This is a genomic window from Sediminibacterium sp. FW305-C-269 (assembly GCF_058231045.1).
Genome location: NZ_JBIQXQ010000004.1, coordinates 140140 through 160153 on the forward strand (window position 1 = coordinate 140140; position 20014 = coordinate 160153).

Genomic DNA, 20014 nt, shown 5'->3' on the forward strand with positions numbered 1-20014 from the left:
ACAGCGCTATGGCGTATACCAAAATTGAGAAGTACGATGAAGACGTTACTTCCGGACTGATCAAGAATTATCACGAAGCATTGTCATTACTTGGAGAGGATCCGGAACGGGAGGGGCTGGTGAAAACGCCGGAGCGCGTAGCCAAGGCCATGCAGTACCTGACGCAAGGGTACCACCAGGATCCCATTGCGATCATCAATTCAGCAAAGTTCAAAGAATCTGTCAGTGAGATGGTGATCGTAAAGGATATAGAGCTGTACTCCATGTGCGAACACCATATGTTGCCGTTCTTCGGTAAAGCGCATATTGCCTATATTCCCAATGGCTGGATTACCGGTTTGAGCAAACTGGCCCGTGTAGTGGATGTGTATTCACGCAGGTTGCAGGTGCAGGAAAGGTTGACGACACAGATACTGGAAGCTATTAAAGAATCACTGAATCCGGTAGGTGTAGCGGTAGTAATCGAAGCCAAACACCTGTGTATGATGATGCGGGGAGTGGGTAAACAAAACTCTGTGACCACCACTTCTGCTTTTGACGGGGAATTCCTGAAAAATACCACGAGAAGTGAATTCCTGAAGTTGATCAGCAAAAACCTTGATTAACAGGCTGAAAATTTAAAAATTTATCATTTTCTATCAAACTTCCCTTTTTAGGGCCGCAGCGTTAAGCTGCGGCTTTTTTTTTATACAGATCATTGTGAAGGCCTGCCATTGTTTTTGTTTTTTGAAATCTGTGACAGGATAGCAGGAGCGGGATTTTGTAATTTAAAGACAAAATCTTGTATATGAAAAACCCAAACACAGTCTTATTGACACTGCTTTTATGTGTGCTGTCTGTTTCTTTTTCGGTTCAGGCCCAGGATCATACTTACTATAACAATCTGGCCAAGGAAGAGTACAACAACAAAAAATATTATAGTGCGATTGATTATGCCACCCGATCGCTTAATAGCAAATTGAACGGAGAAGCCTATTGGTGGCGGGGTATGGCCAGGTATTACCTGAACAATTATTCAGACGCGTCAGATGATTTCGGGAATGCCATTCCTTATTATTCTTCAGACAGGGTATCACTTGGAAACCTGTATTCGTGGCGGGGAGATTGCAGACTGGCCCAAAAGTTGAACGACGATGCCATACGGGATTATGAACTGGCTTTGTCATATGGTTTTGAAAACAAACTGCACCTGTATTGGAGCGAAGCGGAAGCGTATTACCGTAATGGAAATTTTAAGCGGGCGGAAGAATATTATACTTCTGCCATTACTGTTGCGTCGCAGGCCGAAGACCTGTCCAAGCTATATAAATACCGTGGTGATGCGAAAGGGTATTTATATAAATATGATGAAGCGATTGCTGATTTTTCAAAGGCATTGGAATACGATCCCCGTTTTGTGCGGGCCTTCTGGCAAAGAGGGTATTATCGTGCCAAAAAACTGCAGTACGAACTCGCTATTGGCGATTATACGGCAGCTATTGGTTTTGTGGACCGTGATAAAGCAGGCGGCACTGCAGACCTGGTGATCTTGTATAATAACCGGGGACTGCACCATTATCAGTTGAAGCATTATGCAGAATCGCTGGCCGACCTGGGAGAATCACTCAAACTGAATCCTGGCTACGATTATGCCAACTGGAACATGGGGAGAACGCTGGCGGCAATGCATCGTTATCAGGATGCCACCAGGTATTATTTGATGGCAGTATCTCTGATGCAGCAAGAAAAAGACCGGGCATCCTGTTACGCAGACCTGTACTGGACAGACCGAGCCCAACTGGATTACCGGCAGGCCGTGGTGCATATTACGGAAGCAGTACGGTTGAACCCCGATAACAGTACGTATCGCTGGAATAGAGCGTATGTACTTCGGGTTACCAAAGAATATGCACTAGCTTTGATTGACTACGAAAATGCGATTACCCGCTACCAGGATGACAGTGCTAACCTCCGGAAACTTTATGGAGAACGGGCAGTTGTGAAAATGCAGATGAAAGATGCCGGTGGGGCCTTGCAGGATCTGCAGAAAGCGGTACAGCTGAACCAGGCTTCTTACCGGCCTCATTATGATCTCGGATGGTATTATAAAGAAGTGCTGAAACAAAATGACCTTGCTTCCATTCACCTGCAAAAAGCAGCAGACCTGTCTTCGCTGCCCGATACAACCGTAAACTATGCGTATGCCAAAGCGATTAAGGGAGATCGTCTGGATGCGATTCGTATGATGGAGAAACTCCTGAAACAGGAATCAGCGAATCCCGAAAGGCTGAAATGGGAACTGTATAATGCTGGCTGTATCTATATTCTGACCGGTAACAGCAGCAGGGGGCTCCAGTATCTGGACCAGGCACTGCTGGCAGGATTCGACGATTATGACCATATGCATACCGACAGGGATCTGGATATAGTTCGGCAGACGCCTGCGTTTAAAGCTTTGCTGGTGAAATACAAACTGCCCATACCTAAACTTTGATTTCTTCTGTTGCCGGGTATTAGTGGTTTATAGCTATTTTCGCAAAAAAGAATTACTGATGAAACAGGCATATATATTCCCCGGCCAGGGCTCACAGTTCAGTGGAATGGGTAAGAGTCTTTACGAGACCAACCCGCTTGCGAAAGACCTGTTTGAGAAAGCCAACGATATCCTCGGGTTCCGTATCAGCGATGTGATGTTCGGTGGAACGGATGAAGAGTTGAAGCAGACCAATATTACACAGCCAGCGGTATTCCTCCATTCTGTCATTGCTTTTAAGACCCTTGATGCAGCACAACCCGATATGGTTGCAGGACATTCACTGGGAGAATTTTCTGCGCTGGTAGCCAATTGTGTATTACAGTTTGAAGATGCCTTGAAACTGGTGAGTATCCGCGCCAAAGCCATGCAGAAAGCTTGTGAGCTGCAACCCTCTACCATGGCAGCCGTACTGGCGCTGGCCGATGAGAAAGTAGAAGAGATCTGCGCTGAAGTAAGTAAAGAGACCGGAGAAGTGGTGGTAGCTGCCAATTATAACTGTCCCGGACAGTTGGTGATCAGCGGTTCTGTTAAGGGTATTGAGATAGCCTGCGAAAGAATGAAGGCGGCTGGTGCCAAACGTGCACTAGTGTTGCCCGTAGGTGGTGCTTTTCATTCTCCTCTGATGGCCCCGGCCAAAGAGGAACTGGCGGCAGCTATTGAATCAACTGTGTTTCATGCGGCCAGTTGCCCCGTTTACCAGAACGTGGTTGCCAAAGCAGTGACCGATCCCGCTCAGATAAAACAGAATTTGATAGACCAGTTGACCGGCGCCGTTCGCTGGACGCAAAGCGTACAGGCCATGGTAGCCGATGGGGCCACCCATTTTACGGAATCAGGCCCTGGCAAAGTATTGCAGGGACTGGTACAGAAGATCCACAAAGACGCCGTAGTGGCGGGTGTGAATTAAGTAATCAGCGAATTACGAATCAGCAGATCAATGCATTGGATGATGCTTCTTGATCAGCTGATTCATTACTCAAAATCAAGGATGCCATTGATCCACTCGGGATCAAGTGTTGCCTGGTATTTTTTGTAGAAGTTGATAGCGGGTTCGTTCCATTCGAGCACCTGCCAAACCATTCGTTTGAATCCCTTGTCTTTCGCTTCCTGGATAATGCGGTCGAATAACAATTTGCCCGCCCCTAAACCACGTAGTTTTTCAGTCACCAGGAAATCTTCCAGGTATAAGCATTGTCCTTTCCAGGTACTGTAACGGATATAGTAGAGTGCAAAACCTTCCACCCGTCCATTTATTTCAGCTACAAAGGCCCACCACACAGGATTTGAACCAAAGCCACTATCTTCAAAATGTGCCAGTGTCACGGTCACTTCCTGCGGTGCTTTCTCATAGTCTGCCAGTTCCTGTATCAGTTCCAGTAAACGCGCACAGTCTTTTCTTTCCGCACGCCTGATCAATATTTCCATATAGCTGTTTTACAATTCTGCATTCACTCATCCACTCATTCGCTCATCCACTCATTGTCTTATTGTCCCGCTCCTGCTCCTTTCACAAATCTTCCTGGTTTCGCTCCCGTGTGTTCGCCCTCTTTCAACACCTGTGTGCCGTTCACCCAAACATGCAGCATGCCATCTGCATACTGGTGAGGGTTCTCGTAAGTGGCATTTTCTTTTACTTTGGCGGGATCAAAAATAAGGATGTCGGCATAGTTGCCTGTTTTCAGTTCGCCTCTTTTTTTGATGTTAAGATGCGTGGCAGCTACTTTGGCCAGTTTGTGGATGGCTTGTTCCAGCGGAAGTGCTTTTTCGTCCCGCACATAATGACCGATCACCCTGGCAAAATTGCCGTAGGCACGTGGATGAGTACTTTGTTTGATAAAATTGCCCTCAGTAGCCATGGATGCTGCATCGGATCCGAAACTAAGCCAGGGAAGGGCTACCTGTTTTTTTACATTCTCCTCGCTCATCAGGAAATAGGCGACTTCGACCCGGCTGCTATCCTGGATGATCAGGTCAATGGCCGCATCTTCCGGTGTGGTGTTCCTGAGCCTGGCAACTTCGGCCAGCGATTTTCCGGTGTATTTGAACAGGGAATCCCTGCGGAAACCGAGAAGCAGTACTTTCTCGGCAGAGCCGGCACCATAATAGAGATTTTCCCAATCGGCTGCGTTTGTTTTCATGGCTTTTTTCATTTGTTCCCGCGTTTTGGGATCCTGTAGCCGCTGCCATAGTTTACCAAAACCGCCGTCCTGCAAAGAGGGAGGCAAAGCTGCCGTCATACCGGTAGCGCCTGCCGTATAGGTGTACATGTTGGCGGCGATGTCAATGCCTTCCTTACGGGCGCGTTCCACTCTCCTGATTACGCTGTCCATTTTTCCCCAATTGCTCATGCCAGCCGCTTTCAGGTGATAGATCTCTCCATGAACTCCCGCTTCTTTGGCAATAGTGATCAGTTCTTCCACCGCTTCATACAGTTGATTGCCTTCGCTGCGCATATGTGAGATATAACTGCCGCCATAAGGTGCCGCAGCTTTACAGAGTTCGATCAGTTCCTGTGTTTTGGCGAAAAATGCAGGAGGATAGATAAGGGAACTGCCCACTCCGAGCGCGCCTTCTTCCATGGCCTGTTTTACGAGGGCTTTCATGCGCTGCATTTCGGCTGCTGTAGGAGCGCGGTTGTCTTCACCGATCACATGGGTTCGGATGGTGGTGGCGCCAACAAATGAAGCGATATTGGTGCTGATACCTCGTTTCTCCATATACCGCATGTATTCGCCGAGCGTGTTCCAGGTTACGTCGAATTTGATCAGCGACTGGTCATGCTGCATGTCCGCCTTCATTTTTGCATTGAGTGGCCCCATACTTTCCCCTTCGCCGAATACTTCCAGTGTTACCCCCTGCCTGATATCTCCCTGTGATCTCCCATCTTCGATCAGCGATACCGGCGCCCAACTGAGCATATTGATAAAACCGGGCGATACGGCCAACCCTTTGGCATCCACTTCCTTGTTGGCGGACTCTTTAGACAGGTCGCCAATAAATGCAATGGTATCATTCTGAATGGCGATATCGGCTTTGAAGGGTTTGCCGCCATTGCCGTCGTATACCAGGCCATTGCGGATGATGGTATCATATTTTTTATGACTGCACGATACGATCCATCCGGCGCAGATCAGTAAACAGGCGAGTTTATGCATGTTATTTGATTGAGTGGGTTACAATTGTTTTCTGGTTGCTTTGAAATTCCCATTAGGTTGTATGAATGTGGCATTCACGGATTCGCCTTTTTCATTCACCTCGAACTGCAGGAAAAAGCCATTGGCCACTTTGAGGGCAAACTTGTGTTTCTCAACGGGCAGCAGTTCATAGTCGGGCTGGCCCGGTACCAGCACATACAGCGTTTTATTGTCTTTGATATAGACCTTTACTGTAGCACCTCCCAGCAGGTAGTCGCCCACATATTTTTCCAGTTCTTCTTTGGTGATGGCTTTGGCTTTGGGTGTTTTCAGGAATTTGAAAGGTTCCAGGCCTGCTTCCAGCTGTTGTGTCACCATAGAGATATCACCGGCTTCATTCATATGAAACTGCAGCCTGAACGGACTTTTTTCAGTAGTATCAATGGCTTCACCGGGTGTTTTACCGAAGGGTTCGAATATATCGTAATGATAATGTCTTAACCACATCAGGTCTTTGCCCAGCTGAGCGAACAAAGAATCGTTCACGAGACTGATCTCAAAACTTCCATAACCCGGGTGTTGGTAGATGCCTTCATAATCTTTTAACGGATGAGAAGGGTTGGTATGGGCTTTCTGGCTACTGCTTTTGAGTTTTTCCGCTTCTTTGGCTTTTGCTTTGGCGCTGTCGGAACTGCGTTTCAGGTCCGTGTTCCAGTCGAAATATGACAAATTCAACAACCTGTCTGATACAAGATTTCTTACGATAGATGGTACGGCTGAGCCGTTCTGGTTGGCCAGTACCACGATGCCGATACTGTCGGTAGGATAAAAACTGGTGCTGGCAGAAAAACCATCGATATTACCGCCGTGTTCAACGCGGTAATGGCCTTTGTAAGAGCTGATCATCCATCCGAAGCCATAGTTGGCCAAATGCATGTCGGGTTTTTCTTTGCTGGGCATTCCGCCGCTGATCACCATTTGTGCGCTCATGGCTTCTGTAACATAGGCGGCCGGTAAGATGTCTTTCCCATTGAACTTTCCGCCATTGATCCAGGTGCGCAGCCAATTGGCCATTTCCGTTACGCTGCTGTTGATGCTGCCGGCAGGGCCCATGGCATCGATATGGTAATAATCCAGTTTCTTGATGATGCTGTCTTTTTTGAGCCCGTATCCGATCGCGGCATCGTCACTTTTTTCCATTTCGCCAATGGTGAAGACCGTCCGGTTCATACCGAGTGGTCTGAGTAAATTATCGCGAACGGCATTCTCCCAGCTTTTGTTCATCAGCTTCTCGGCAATCATCCCCTGTAACAGGAACATGAAATTGTTGTACTGCCATTTCTCGCGTACGTGGAAAGTAGGTTCCATAAACCGGATACGCTTCATCAGGCTGTCGCGTGAGGAACTTGGGAAAGCATACCAGGAAAAATCATGCCGGGGCAGGCCTGTGCGGTGACTCATCATATCACGAACTGTTACGAGATTGTTCATTTCATCGTTGTAGAACTTAAGTTCGGATAGGTAATCGCGCACCGGTTTGTCGTACTGCAGTTTGCCGTCTTTCTGCAACAGACCCAGTATCGAGGAAGTAAAGGCTTTGGTGCAGCTGCCGATGGCAAATAAGGTGTTGGTGGTTACAGGTAATTTCTTTTCAAGATCCCGGTAGCCGAATCCTTTGGCATAGATGAGTTTGTCTTTTTCCACGACCGCTACGGCAAAACCTGCAGCGTGCCAGTCTTTCAGCACCCTTTCAAAAGCAGTATCCAAACCTGCGAAACGGTCATTGGCTGTTGTGTTTTTTTTCTTCTGTGCAACGACGGGTAAGATCAATGCCATCATGCAGATAACGCATATGAATTTTCTCATTTTGTCAAGTTTTGGTATAAAAAAGCCCGATAAATGTAAACAGTTACCGGGCTAAAAGCAATAATCTTATGTGAATCCCTATACTTTCTTCAGGGCCTGTTCCATATCAGCCAGAATATCGGCAATGTTCTCGATGCCCACACTCAGGCGGATCAGCCCGTCGGTGATGCCGAACTGGATCCTTTCTTCCTTTTTCAGGCCTGCATGGCTCATGGTGGCAGGGTGTGATAACAGTGTATCCACGGTTCCCAGCGATACGGCCCTTACGCACATTTGTAAAGCATCGATGAATTTGCGACCTGCGTCAAGCCCGCCTTTGAGTTCAAAGCTCATCAGTGCACCCGGGTGTTTCATCTGTTTGCTGGTGATGACATAGTCTGGGTGTGAAGAGAGACCATTATAATTGACATGCGCGATACCGGGATGCCTGTCCAGAAATGCGGCAACTTCCATGGCATTGGCACAGTGCCGGTCCATCCGGATCTCGAGCGTTTTCATGCCCTGTGTTAACAGGAAAGCATCGAAGGGATTGCTGTTGCCGCCCAGTAAAACATGCCATTTCCATACCTTGGTACGCATATATTCCAGGTCTCTGCCCAGCAATACACCACCAATGGCGGTACCATGCCCGTTCAGGAATTTGGTGGTTGAGTGAAAGACGAAATCAACACCATACCGGAAAGGTTGTTGCAGGTAGGGGGTTGCAAATGTATTGTCAACCGATACCAGTTTGTTGTATCGCTTGGCGATCCTGGTCACTTCCTCAATATCCACGCATTGGATGGTGGGATTGGCCGGTGTTTCAATATGGACCAGTTTGATCTTCGGATCTTTTTTCAGGGCATCTTCCACCAGTTCCAGGTTGCGCATGTCAATGATGGTGGCTTTTACGCCTGTATCTGCCAGTAGCTTGTTCAGCACTTCGTGTGTGCCTCCGTACAGCGAATAATGGGAGAGAACCGAATCGCCTGCCTGCAAAGTACTCAGGAACAAGGTGCTCATAGCAGCCTGCCCGCTGGCATGCAGCAGGGCTTTTACTTCCAGTTGACTGCCATCGGCATTCTTGACCCCGAAGGTTTCCAGTGCGGCAATGGTTTCTTCGGCAACGGTAAAAGTAGGATTGCCCCAGCGGCCGTAGATCTTTGTTTTATCAGCGCCGGCAAAACGATCGCTGCCCTGTTGGGCAGAGTCGAAAGTAAAGGTAGAAGTGGCATAGATCGGTGTAAGGTGCGCGTAATCGGCATTCTCCTGTCCGGATGCGTGCATGGCCACGGAACTGATACCGGTGAATGGGAATTTTTTATTCATTATATTTAAATTGGTATAGGATTGTTTTCAAAACCGGCCAGACCGGCCACCTCAAAAGTAGGATTAAACATGAAGCAATTATTAACCTCTTTTGCCCGTTATGAAAGATGGGCCAATGAAAAACTCCTCGACGTATCGGTAACGCTTGCCGAAGCCCAGCAACAGCAGGAGATTGTCAGCAGTTTTCCTTCCATACAGAAAACCTGGCTGCATCTCTGGGATGCTTCCAGTATCTGGTGGCAGCGGTTACAGCGTCATGAGCAGGTGGTGGTACCCAGTCTGAGTTTCCATCCTTCCATGAGAGATATTGAGAATGGCATCCTGCACCAGAATGACCAATGGATCGATTGGATAGCAGCTGCCACAGACGCGCAACTGGAAACCATCCTTCCTTACAAGAACATGAAAGGTGAACATTACCAGCAGCCGGTAAAGGATATTCTGTTACACCTGAATAACCATGGTACTTATCACCGCGGACAACTGGTCACCATGCTCCGGCAGGTTGGAGTATCCACGATACCCCAAACGGATTATATACTGTTCAGCAGGATCTAAACTGTTGGGTGTCTCACCTATAACAAAACAACATCCCCCTTATAGGAGGATGTTGTACATACATTCAGTTAGTCAGGTTTGTCAAGAACGGTCAATAGGCCCATTTTACCCAGGTAGCACCCCATGTAAAACCTCCGCCAAAAGCGGCCAATACCAGGTTGTCGCCTTTTTTCAGTTGGCTTTCCCATTCCCACAGGCAAAGGGGTATGGTGGCAGCTGTGGTGTTACCGTATTTCTGGATATTGATCATCACTTTGTCTTTTGACAGGCCCATCCGGTTGGCGGTGGCATCAATGATGCGCAGGTTGGCCTGGTGGGGTACCAGCCAGGCAATGTCATCGCCGGTAAGATGGTTTCGTTCCAACAGTTCCGCACTTACATCGGCCATGCCTTTTACGGCAAATTTGAATACAGGCTGCCCTTCCTGGTAAGCATAGTGTTCTTTGGCCAGAACGGTTTCTACGGTAGCGGGTTTTACGGAGCCTCCTGCTTTCATATGCAGGTACTGGCGGCCACTTCCGTCGGTACGTAAGATACTGTCGAGGATACCATTTTCGTCGGTAGAAGGTTCCAGCAGCACAGCACCGGCCCCATCGCCAAAAATAATACAGGTGGCACGGTCGGTGTAGTCTACAATGGCGCTCATTTTGTCAACACCTACCACCACCACTTTTTTGTATCGGCCGCTTTCAATATACATGGCACCGGTGGTGAGCGCAAACAGGAAACCGCTGCAGGCGGCACTCATATCGTAACCCCAGGCATTGGTGGCGCCGATCTTATCGCAGATGATATTGGCTGTAGCCGGGAAAACCATATCGGGGGTGACGGTGGCACAGATCAAACAGTCTATATCTGTTGGGGCAAGACCTTTTTTCCGGAGAAGTTCCTGTACAGCTGGTACAGCCATATCGCTGCTGCCCATGCCGGGCTCTTTTAAAATTCTTCTTTCTTCAATACCGGTTCGGGTCCGTATCCATTCATCATTGGTATCCACCATTTTTTCAAGATCGAAATTGGTGAGTTTGGTTTCGGGAACATAACCGCCTACGCCGGTAATCGCTGCTCTGATTTTGTCCATAGATTTTGCTAAGATTGGCGCAAATATCCATAAGATTTCCAAATTATCTTACACAGGGAGCTGCTCGCCAATGAAATTCACCGGATTCTAACAACTATTAGCGGGCCGATCCGGTGGGGTAATGGGGCAGGAGAAGGTATTTCGGGAGCAATAAAGTTAGTTGTAACAAGGTTTTTTAACATATTTTTGAGCCAGTTATGATCGCTTTTGTAAGAGGAAATTTTGCCGTAAAAACCCCCGCCCGGGTGGTGGTGGACGTAAATGGGGTGGGATATGAGTTACAGGTGAGCCTGAATACCTATTCAGCCATCAGTAATAAGGAAAGTGGTCAGCTGTTCACGTACCTGCATATTACGGAGAATGCTCAGACCCTGTTTGGTTTTGCTGAATGGGCTGAGAAAGAAATGTTCCTGCACCTCATCAGCGTATCCGGTGTGGGCGCAGCTACCGCCCGTATGATGCTGTCCGGAATGCGACCCGATGAAATCGCCAGGGCCATTGTACAAGGCAACACCCGGCAACTGGAAGGTATCAAAGGCATTGGAAAGAAATCGGCCGAAAGGTTGATCGTGGAACTGAGGGATAAATTGGGTAAACTGTCGCTGGATCCTGCAGCAACGCCGATGACCGGTTTCCAGTCGGTGGATGCAGATGCGGTAAACGCATTGGTGGCACTGGGTATTGGCAAAGCAGTGGCAGAACAGGCCGTGAAAAAGACCCTTGCAGCAGAAACACAGGATATGTCGCTGGAAGATATCATTAAACATGCACTCAAAAATTTATAGTCTATCGTTCCTATTTCTACCTGACCAGTTTTACTAGTATCGTTCCATCTTTACCTAACCAAGCATAACTGTTTGAGAGTTATTCGTCATCTACTGATAGCCCTGTTGCTGTTGCAAGCTGCGACCAGCGTTTTTGCGCAGCAGAAAGATTCTGTGCACTATCCCATCAGTGACAGAAGAGGCGATCCCTTGTCTAACCAGAGCAAAAACCCCTTTGATCTCCGCGAAAGCCCACTGATTAAGCGCGAGATCGAATACGATCCCAAAACCAGGCAATACTATGTGATCGAAAAGATCGGCAACAAGTATTACCGTACGCCTACTTCCCTTAGCTACGATGAATTTTGGCGTATCCAGTCGCGACAAGCTGAAACGGATTATTTCAAGAAAAGGGCTGCGGCATTGACCACGCTGAACCTGAAATCACCCAGACCTAAAATGCAGGTCTATGACAAACTGTTTGATCGCATATTTGGGACTTCAGGGAATGGACTGAAGGTTGATATCAGGCCAACCGGTGAAGTAAACATTATGGCGGGATACCAGGGCCAGAATATCAAGAACCCGACACTGCCCGAACGGGCGAGAAGGAATGGCGGGTTTGATTTTGACATGAACGCCAAACTTAATGTGAATGCCAATATCGGCGAGAAACTCAAATTCCCCATCAACTATAATACGCTGTCCAATTTCGGCTTTGATAACCAGCTGAAGCTGGACTATAAAGGTATGGACGATGAGATCATCAAAAGTCTGGAAGCAGGTAATATCTCTTTCCAGTCGAGAAGCACGCTCATGCCCAGTGCACAGAACCTGTTTGGTATCAAAGCGCAGTTGCAGTTCGGTAAATTATTTGTTACAGGAGCCATTGCCAATCAGCGGTCAACACGCCAGTCGGTGGGATTGCAAGGAGGTGCCGCCACTACCAATTTCCAGAAGCGGCTGGACGATTATGAGGAGAACCGGCACTTCCTGTTGGGGCAATATTTCCGGGATACGTATAACAAAACCATGTCAAACCTGCCAGTGGTTAACTCGCAGGTACAGATACAGAAAATGGAAGTATGGGTGACCAACCGGACCGGGGCTACCACCGATGCCCGGGATATTGTGGGATTGATGGACCTGGCGGAATCAAAACCCTATAATCCATCGGTACGTTCTTTAACTACTTCCCCATTACCTGCCAATGGTGTGAATGACCTGTACGCTTCGCTGGCGGGTAATCCCATGTCAAGAAATCCCGCTGCCATCAATGCTCTTTTATTGGCAAAGGGATTGCGGCCGGTGGATGATTATGAAAAGACTTTTGCGAGAAAACTCAATCCTTCAGAATATTATTTCAACCCCCAGGCTGGGTTCCTTTCGGTGAACGTGCAGCTGCAATCGGATGAGGTATTGGCAGTTGCCTATCAATACACCTATAACGGACAGGTATTCCAGGTAGGCGAGTTGACGCAGGATGTGGCGCTCGATTCAACGCGTGGTGTACAGAAAGTATTGTTCCTGAAATTATTGAAAGCGACCTCGCAACGGGTTGAACTGCCTACCTGGGGCTGGATGATGAAGAACGTGTATGCGCTGGACCTGTTTGGCGGTATCCAGCGCGACGGTTTTCAGTTGAACGTGTTGTATGAAGAACCCAGTGGTGGATTGAAAAGGTATCTGCCGGAATCTTCACCTGCGGTGGATGGTAAATCCTTATTGCGCATCCTGAATCTCGACCGGCTGAATAACCGGAACGATCCCCAACCCGATGGTGTGTTCGACTATGTGGATGGCTTCACCATTCTGCCACAAATGGGGCGTGTCGTCTTCCCGGTGCTGGAGCCTTTTGGCCGCGACCTGGATACCATGGCATTTGCCGGACAGAGTACGGCTATGAAGAAGAAGTATGTGTATTACCAGTTGTACGATTCCATCAAAGCCATCGCACAGACCTATGCCAACCTGAACCGTTTTGTGATGCAGGGCCAGGTAAAAGGCAGCGCCGGCGGATCGGAGATCAACCTGAATGCTTTTAATATTCCACCGGGATCAGTTACGGTAACTGCTGGCGGACAAATATTACGCGAAGGACTGGATTATTCGATCGATTATAATCTTGGCGTGGTCAAGATCCTGAATGCAGGCATCCTGAGTTCCAATATACCGGTGAAAGTGTCATACGAGAACAATGCAGGATTTGGTATACAGCAGCGGAATTTTACCGGGCTTAGGTTAGATTATGTGGCTAATAAGAAACTCACACTGGGTACCACATTCATGCGCTTGTCGGAACGGCCCTTTTTTACCAAAATGGGTTATGGAGATGATCCTATCCGGAACAGCATGTATGGATTTGATGTAAGTTACCGTTCGGAGTTGCCTGGACTTACCCGTTTGCTGGATAAACTTCCATTTTATTCCACTAAGGCCAAATCGAGTATCACAGCCTATGGAGAAGCGGCGGTATTGAAACCGGGTCACCCTTCACAGATCGGAAGCGGGGAAAACGGGTTGATCTTTGTGGATGATTTCGAAGGCACGCGCACCAGCATCGATCTTCGTTTTCCACTGGTGGCCTGGGCACTGGCTTCCACACCACAGGGCAATCCTAAATTTCCGGAGGCCTCACTGAACGATTCGGTGGATTATAATTATAACCGTGCCAAACTTGCCTGGTACAATATTGAACCTAATCTGCAGGATAAGAACAGTCCGAATAACCCCTTGCGCAGGAACCTGGCAGAACTGAGCGATCCGCGCGTGCGGCAGGTGTTCACCAATGAACTGTTTCCACAGCGTACCACCAATATTACGGATGTACAGGCGTCTACTTTTGACCTGGCCTATTATCCTTCAGAAAAAGGTCCATACAATTTTGAAACGCGAAGAACGGAACTGGATGCCAATGGCAACCTGGTAAGACCTGCCAGCAGATGGGGTGGCCTGATGCGTTCTATCGACCAGACCGATTTTGAAACCGGAAATATTGAGTATATCGAATTCTGGATGCAGAATCCTTTTATCAAGAACCCCACCAGCAAGGGTGGTAAAATGTTCCTGAACCTGGGTAATATCAGCGAGGATATCCTGAAAGATGGAAAACGTTTTTATGAGAACGGGATGAATACGCCGAATATCCCCTCGGCGGTAGACAGTACGAATACCTGGGGTAAAACGCCTGTGAACCCGATACAGATCACCCAGGCTTTCAGCAATGACCCCAATGACCGTCCATACCAGGACGTGGGACTGGATGGCCTGGATGACGATGCGGAGAGAAGAAAGAAAGGGTATGTACTGAATAAGCTTGCCACTAATTTCGGCACTGCTTCACCTGTTTACCAGAAAGCACTTATAGATCCCGCAGGCGATAATTATAAATGGTATCGTGATCCCGGCTTTGATCCTTTGGGTACTGGTATTCTCGGTCGTTACAAAAATTTCAATAACCCACAGGGCAACTCGCCCATTGCCACTACCGGCGGGCAGTTTACTTCTGCTGCCACTTTATACCCTGACAACGAGGACCTGAACAGGGATAATACACTGAATGAAACGGAATCATATTATGAGTATCAGATAGAACTAAAGCCTGGTATGGCTGTGGGCGCCACACCTTATATCACGGATAAAAGAACGGTGAGTGTGAATTCTGCAGATGGGATCCGTCGTACAGAAGACTGGTTCCTGTTTCGTATTCCGATTAAGGGATATGCCAGGAAGATCGGTAGTATACCTGATTTTAAATCGATCCGGTTTGCACGTCTGTACCTCACCGATTTTGAAGATTCGGTGGTGTTGCGTCTGGCACGCCTGGACCTGGTGCGTAACCAATGGCGCCAGTTCATTTACAATATTGATACCACCGGATCCTATACGCCGATCAATAATTCAGGAGGTACTTCCCTGAATACACTGGCCGTGAACCTGGAGGAGAACAGCAGTCGCCAGCCGGTGAACTACCTGATGCCGCCCGGTGTGGAAAGGGTGCAATTGCTCAGTAACAATGGGGTGAACCTGCAACAGAATGAGCAGGCTATGAGTCTGAAAATCCGGAACCTGTTATCAGGTGATTCGCGTGGTGTATTCAAGACCATGAACCTGGATATCCGCCAATTCGGGAAACTTTCCATGTATGTGCATGCCGAATCCGTTCCGGGAGAAAGACCTTTGAAAGATAATGAGATGAATGCCGTTATCCGGATCGGCCAGGATTTCCTGAACAACTATTATGAGATCAAGATACCACTCAAAATCACTGCACCGGGAACCTATACACGCGGACAGGAGGATAAAGTATGGCCTGCAGCCAATAATCTCGACATCAGCCTGCGATCACTGATCGATCTAAAACTGAAACGGAACAATTCCGGTGCCTCTGTTACCAGGATATTCCGGACCGTGTTGGATAATAAGATTGTTTCTATCATGGGTAATCCCAACCTGGGAGAAGTGCGTGGTATCCTGTTTGCAATAGAGAATCCGCTGCAGCAGGATGGAGCTATTATCAACACGGAAGTATGGGCCAATGAGTTGAGGCTCTCCCAACTCGATGAAAACGGTGGATGGGCTGCACTGGGCAGGGTAGACCTTACCCTGGCCGATCTGGGTGCGCTCACTGTATCGGCCAATACACATACGCAGGGTTTTGGCACCATCGAACAAAGGGTGAACGAACGTGCCAAAGAGAACCTGCTGCAGTTTGATGCGGCAGCAAGCATTGATGCGGGAAAACTAATGCCCAAACAGGCAAGGATATCATTGCCTGTTTATGCAAGTATCAATCGTACAGTACTAACTCCGCAGTTCGATCCGTATGATCTGGATGTTCGTTATAAAGACAAGCTGAATGCAGCTTCTATGGATAAACGGGATTCTATACGAAATGCTGCCCTGGATCAGACAACCATCAAGACCATCAACTTTACCAATGTGCGCATATTACCGGGAAAAGCAAAACCGGGTTTACTGAATATCAGCAATTTTGATTTCAGTTATTCGTATTCGCAGATCACGCAGACCAACCCGGTGATCCTGCAGAATTCAGTGACCAGACAAAGAGGTGGTTTGGGGTATACCTATGTGGGATCATCTTCTTATATCGAGCCCTTCAGAAAGATCATCCGTACGCAAACCCCATGGCTGGCTTTATTCCGCGAATTCAATTTTAACCTGAAACCTTCCTTCTTAAGTTTCAGGGCTGATATCAACCGGCAGTTCGGAGAGTTCATCCCGCGTATCGTTAATACCATTGACAGCAAAGTAGAACGCGTAGACACGACCTATGACAAATATTTTACGTTCGACAGGTATTACGGATTGCGCTGGGACCTTTCCCGTTCGCTGAACCTGGACTTTAATGCCACCAACAATGCCCGTATTGATGAGCCTTATGGCAGGTTGAATACTCAGGCCAAAAAAGATACCGTCCGCAATAACTTGTTGAAAGGCGGAAGAAATACTTTGTACCAGCAGAAAGCAACACTGGGATATACACTGCCGCTTAGTAAGTTTCCGCTTACCGACTGGATCAATGCACGATACACATATGGTACTTCCTATAACTGGATAGGCGCCAGCAGGCTGGCCCTGAACCTGGGTAACACCATCGAGAACTCGCAGGAGAACAGCTTTACTGCGCAGTTCAATTTTGCCAGTTTGTATAATAAGTCAAAGTGGCTGCGTGCTCTCGATAATATTCCGACCCCCAAACCCAAGTCCGACCCGACCCGATCAGCTGATGTGAAAGACACCAGGAAGAATGCACTGGGTACGGAAATACCTACCAAGGCGGAAGTGGTAAAAGGACTGAAAGGTAAACAACGCAGGGAAGCTTTGAAGAAGTGGCGTAAGATGAAACGCGATGCCCGGATAGCAGACCGTTTATTGAAAGCTAATGAATCGATCGAGTTGAATGGCTTTACACGAACTGTGGGTAAGCTGATCACCATGGTGCGTAATGTGAATGTTCAGTATACAGAGAACTACCGAAGCCGCTTGCCGGGTTATATGGACAGTACCCGTTTTATGGGCCAGAACTGGAGTTCCATGGCGCCGGGACTGGATTATGTATTTGGCAAACAACCTGATAGTAACTGGCTCAATAAAAAAGCTGCGCAGGGTTTGATCACACGCGACAGTACCTTCAATTTCCTGTTCCGGCAGAGTTTTGAACAACAGTTCAGGATAACGGCACAACTGGAGCCTATCCGTGAACTGGTGATCGATATCAATCTTGACAAAACCTTTACCAAAGAATATTCAGAATTATATAAAGACACTACCGGAAAATCAGGATTGCGTCACCTCAATCCTTTGGCTAGCGGTGGATTCAGCGTTTCTTATATATCCTTTAATACGCTATTTGGACAACATAATCCCAACGAGATATCGCAGACCTTCCGGACGTTTGAAGACAATCGTCTGATCGTTAGTAAACGGGTAGCCGAGCAGAATCCTTACTGGCAGCAGTTGCCGACAGGACAGAAATTCACTGCCGATGGGTATGCCGCAGGTTATGGCAGGTATGCACAGGATGTGCTGGTTCCGGCATTCCTGGCAGCGTATACGAAAAAAGATCCCAATACGATTCCGTTGATACGCCAGTCTAATGCAAAGATCAGTTCCAATCCTTTTAGCGGAATTCTGCCTAAGCCGAATTGGAAGATGACTTATACGGGATTGAGTAAGTATCCTGCATTGGCTTCTGTCTTCAGTAATATCGTTATTACGCATGGCTACAATGGTAACCTTAGTATGAACAGTTTTAACAGCGCACTGTTGTACCAGGATCCTTTCCGCTTTAATGCGCCAGGATTTATTGATACGATCAGCGGCAATTATATTCCGTATTTCCTGGTGCCGAATATCACTATCAAAGAAGGTTTCGAGCCTTTGATTGGGGTAGACGTCACTACTGTAGATCAACTGAATGTGAAATTTGAATACCGTAAGAGCCGACAGCTGAGTCTGAGTTTGATCGACTACCAGCTGAGTGAGAGTCGCAGTACAGAATGGATCTTTGGGGCTGGTCTTCGGAAAAAGGGGGTGAATCTTCCATTCAGGCTGCCGGGAGCAAAAGGTAAGAAACTGCAGAATGATCTGAACATACGTCTTGATCTTTCCATGCGGGATGTAGCTACCAGCAATAGCCGGCTTGATCAGGCCAATGCTTATGGAACCGGCGGGCAGAAAGAGATTTCCATACAGCCGTCTATCGATTATGTCTTGAACAACCGGATCAATATCAAGTTTTTCTTCGATCAGCGGAAAGTGATCCCGTATATCTCCACTTCTGCACCGATCACGAATACAAAGGCGGGTATCAATATTAGAATATCATTGGCTCAATAGTAATAACAAAAGCCTGAGCTATTAAGGAATAGCTCAGGCTTTCTTGTATAAGAACATTGTTTAGTTTAGTTACTCCGGAAAGCCCACTTGAACATTTCTTTCCAGCTTACTTTTTTCCCGTACATCAGGATACCTGTCCGGTAGATCTTGGCACTGAGCCAGGTGGTCAGTAAAAAGCCGCCGATCAACGACAGTATACTTGCTCCCAATTGCCAGTAAGGTACGGTGCCGGGTATACCATAGGCGATCCTTGCCATCATTACCATAGGTGAACTAAAGGGAATGATACTGGCCCAAACGGCCATGGGAGTGCTGGGATCCTGAACGGCATTCGTCATGATGATGAATGAGAAGATGATGGGCATGGTGATGGGCAGCATCAGACTTTGCGCATCCTGGGGATCTTCGTTAACTACGCTGCCTACTGCAGCAAACAATGCCGCATAGAATAAATATCCGCCAAGGAAATAGAAGATGAAACAGGCAATGATTACCGGCCAGTTGGCAGTGCTGAATGTATGCTGCACCTTATAGATCTGTTGTGCCGCCTCACCGGCCTGGGCCATATTGCTTCCGGGTAATTGTCCATTGGCCTGTTGCAGTGTCTTTACCTGTTCCATTACGTCATGCGGAACAAAAGCCTGAGCCGCTGTTGTCAGTCCAATGATCAGTACGATCCACATCAGGAACTGAGTCAAACCCACTGCACCGATACCAATAATCTTACCCGACATGAGCTGAAAAGGTTTTACACTGCTGACCATCACTTCTGCAATACGGTTGGTCTTTTCTTCCATCACCCCCCGCATCACCATGGCTCCATAAATAAACATGGTGATGTAAATGAGCATACCGCTGCCAAAACCAATACCATACGATAATCCCGCACTACTTTCTTTGACACTACCTTCACTTTCCTCTACGGCTTTCAGCTCTGCAAATTGCGATTGTTTGTGGATCGAATCCAGTTGGGCTTTGTCGATTCCGGCGGTCTGCAGCATATGGTCTTCAATAGCGGCATTGATCCTTTCCGAAATCTGCGATTCCGTTGTGATGCTGATCCTTTTTTTGGAGCGGATGAGGTAGGTTGTTTTTTCCGTATCTCCCAGTTTGGGTATCAGTATGATGTCGGTATAACCTTTCTGCAGATAATTACTGGTGTCTACCTTGTCTGGGAACTCAAAAGTAAGTTGTGGAGAGCTTTTGATATTGCCTTTGAAGAAACCATTGTTGTCGATAACAGCGATCTTACGTTCGTCCTTGCCCTTGATGGATAAAAATGTTGTCCCGGCAATCAGTACCACGATCAGCAGGGGCATAAGAATGGTGGTGAGTACGAATCTTTTGTTCTTAACCCTGGTAAGGTATTCGCGTTGTATAATAAGTAAGGTCTTGTTCATATAAGCAGTTTGAAAAATAGGAGGTA

General features: G+C 47.6%; 12 protein-coding genes. 6 read left to right on the forward strand and 6 right to left on the reverse strand.

Annotated elements, in window-relative coordinates; genetic code table 11:
• The first annotated feature begins 8 nt into the window (after window positions 1–8).
• From folE to fabD, 3 genes are all read left to right on the forward strand, one after another.
• A complete protein-coding gene (folE, locus tag ACH3Y6_RS14280) occupies window positions 9–605 on the forward strand; it encodes a GTP cyclohydrolase I FolE (RefSeq protein ID WP_490836302.1) in 597 nt (198 codons plus the stop codon).
• 182 nt (window positions 606–787) lie between these two features.
• Entirely contained in the window at window positions 788–2473 is a 1686-nt protein-coding gene (locus ACH3Y6_RS14285) for a tetratricopeptide repeat protein (protein ID WP_490836303.1), read from the forward strand.
• Between the two features lie 58 nt (window positions 2474–2531).
• Window positions 2532–3422, forward strand: a complete 891-nt coding sequence (gene fabD / locus ACH3Y6_RS14290; RefSeq protein ID WP_490836304.1) for an ACP S-malonyltransferase — start codon at window positions 2532–2534, stop codon at window positions 3420–3422.
• Between the two features lie 65 nt (window positions 3423–3487).
• Here the strand turns inward: fabD and ACH3Y6_RS14295 are convergent, their stop codons facing one another.
• The 4 genes from ACH3Y6_RS14295 to ACH3Y6_RS14310 all read right to left on the reverse strand — a co-directional run bounded on the left by ACH3Y6_RS14295 (window position 3488) and on the right by ACH3Y6_RS14310 (window position 8823).
• The gene (locus ACH3Y6_RS14295; RefSeq protein WP_490836305.1) at window positions 3488–3940 is read right to left on the reverse strand and encodes a GNAT family N-acetyltransferase; all 453 of its coding nucleotides are present in this window, start codon (window positions 3938–3940) and stop codon (window positions 3488–3490) included.
• Between the two features lie 59 nt (window positions 3941–3999).
• Window positions 4000–5670 (reverse strand): N-acyl-D-amino-acid deacylase family protein, encoded by a 1671-nt coding sequence (locus ACH3Y6_RS14300; protein ID WP_490836306.1) that lies wholly within the window; start codon window positions 5668–5670, stop codon window positions 4000–4002.
• A gap of 18 nt (window positions 5671–5688) precedes the next feature.
• On the reverse strand, window positions 5689–7515 hold the full coding sequence (locus ACH3Y6_RS14305) for a serine hydrolase (protein ID WP_490836307.1): 1827 nt from the start codon (window positions 7513–7515) through the stop codon (window positions 5689–5691).
• Between the two features lie 78 nt (window positions 7516–7593).
• Window positions 7594–8823: a trans-sulfuration enzyme family protein gene (locus ACH3Y6_RS14310; RefSeq protein WP_490836308.1), complete on the reverse strand. Its 1230-nt coding sequence runs from the start codon at window positions 8821–8823 to the stop codon at window positions 7594–7596.
• Between the two features lie 69 nt (window positions 8824–8892).
• Here ACH3Y6_RS14310 and ACH3Y6_RS14315 point away from each other — a divergent pair, with 69 nt between their 5' ends.
• On the forward strand, window positions 8893–9381 hold the full coding sequence (locus tag ACH3Y6_RS14315) for a DinB family protein (RefSeq protein ID WP_490836309.1): 489 nt from the start codon (window positions 8893–8895) through the stop codon (window positions 9379–9381).
• A gap of 91 nt (window positions 9382–9472) precedes the next feature.
• Here ACH3Y6_RS14315 and ACH3Y6_RS14320 read toward each other — a convergent pair whose 3' ends face one another.
• Window positions 9473–10462 carry a beta-ketoacyl-ACP synthase III gene (locus ACH3Y6_RS14320; RefSeq protein ID WP_490836310.1) on the reverse strand — a complete coding sequence of 330 codons (990 nt, stop codon included), beginning with the start codon at window positions 10460–10462 and terminating at the stop codon, window positions 9473–9475.
• Window positions 10463–10659: 197 nt separating this feature from the next.
• On the opposite strand from ACH3Y6_RS14320, the gene ruvA reads away from it, so the two are divergent.
• Both ruvA and sov read left to right on the forward strand, forming a co-directional pair.
• Window positions 10660–11247, forward strand: a complete 588-nt coding sequence (ruvA, locus tag ACH3Y6_RS14325) for a Holliday junction branch migration protein RuvA (protein WP_490836311.1) — start codon at window positions 10660–10662, stop codon at window positions 11245–11247.
• A 72-nt stretch (window positions 11248–11319) separates the two neighbouring features.
• Window positions 11320–18588, forward strand: a complete 7269-nt coding sequence (gene sov / locus ACH3Y6_RS14330; RefSeq protein ID WP_490836312.1) for a T9SS outer membrane translocon Sov/SprA — start codon at window positions 11320–11322, stop codon at window positions 18586–18588.
• 65 nt (window positions 18589–18653) lie between these two features.
• Here sov and ACH3Y6_RS14335 read toward each other — a convergent pair whose 3' ends face one another.
• The gene (locus tag ACH3Y6_RS14335; RefSeq protein WP_490836313.1) at window positions 18654–19988 is read right to left on the reverse strand and encodes an ABC transporter permease; all 1335 of its coding nucleotides are present in this window, start codon (window positions 19986–19988) and stop codon (window positions 18654–18656) included.
• Between the last annotated feature and the right edge of the window lie 26 nt (window positions 19989–20014).

What these genes read in the sequence shown, in the direction of transcription:
- folE (WP_490836302.1), top strand. Translation starts at nt 9, where the DNA reads ATGGCGTATACCAAAATTGAGAAGTACGATGAAGACGTTACTTCCGGA.
- ACH3Y6_RS14285 (WP_490836303.1), top strand. Translation starts at nt 788, where the DNA reads ATGAAAAACCCAAACACAGTCTTATTGACACTGCTTTTATGTGTGCTG.
- fabD (WP_490836304.1), top strand. Translation starts at nt 2,532, where the DNA reads ATGAAACAGGCATATATATTCCCCGGCCAGGGCTCACAGTTCAGTGGA.
- ACH3Y6_RS14295 (WP_490836305.1), bottom strand. Translation starts at nt 3,940, where the DNA reads ATGGAAATATTGATCAGGCGTGCGGAAAGAAAAGACTGTGCGCGTTTA.
- ACH3Y6_RS14300 (WP_490836306.1), bottom strand. Translation starts at nt 5,670, where the DNA reads ATGCATAAACTCGCCTGTTTACTGATCTGCGCCGGATGGATCGTATCG.
- ACH3Y6_RS14305 (WP_490836307.1), bottom strand. Translation starts at nt 7,515, where the DNA reads ATGAGAAAATTCATATGCGTTATCTGCATGATGGCATTGATCTTACCC.
- ACH3Y6_RS14310 (WP_490836308.1), bottom strand. Translation starts at nt 8,823, where the DNA reads ATGAATAAAAAATTCCCATTCACCGGTATCAGTTCCGTGGCCATGCAC.
- ACH3Y6_RS14315 (WP_490836309.1), top strand. Translation starts at nt 8,893, where the DNA reads ATGAAGCAATTATTAACCTCTTTTGCCCGTTATGAAAGATGGGCCAAT.
- ACH3Y6_RS14320 (WP_490836310.1), bottom strand. Translation starts at nt 10,462, where the DNA reads ATGGACAAAATCAGAGCAGCGATTACCGGCGTAGGCGGTTATGTTCCC.
- ruvA (WP_490836311.1), top strand. Translation starts at nt 10,660, where the DNA reads ATGATCGCTTTTGTAAGAGGAAATTTTGCCGTAAAAACCCCCGCCCGG.
- ACH3Y6_RS14335 (WP_490836313.1), bottom strand. Translation starts at nt 19,988, where the DNA reads ATGAACAAGACCTTACTTATTATACAACGCGAATACCTTACCAGGGTT.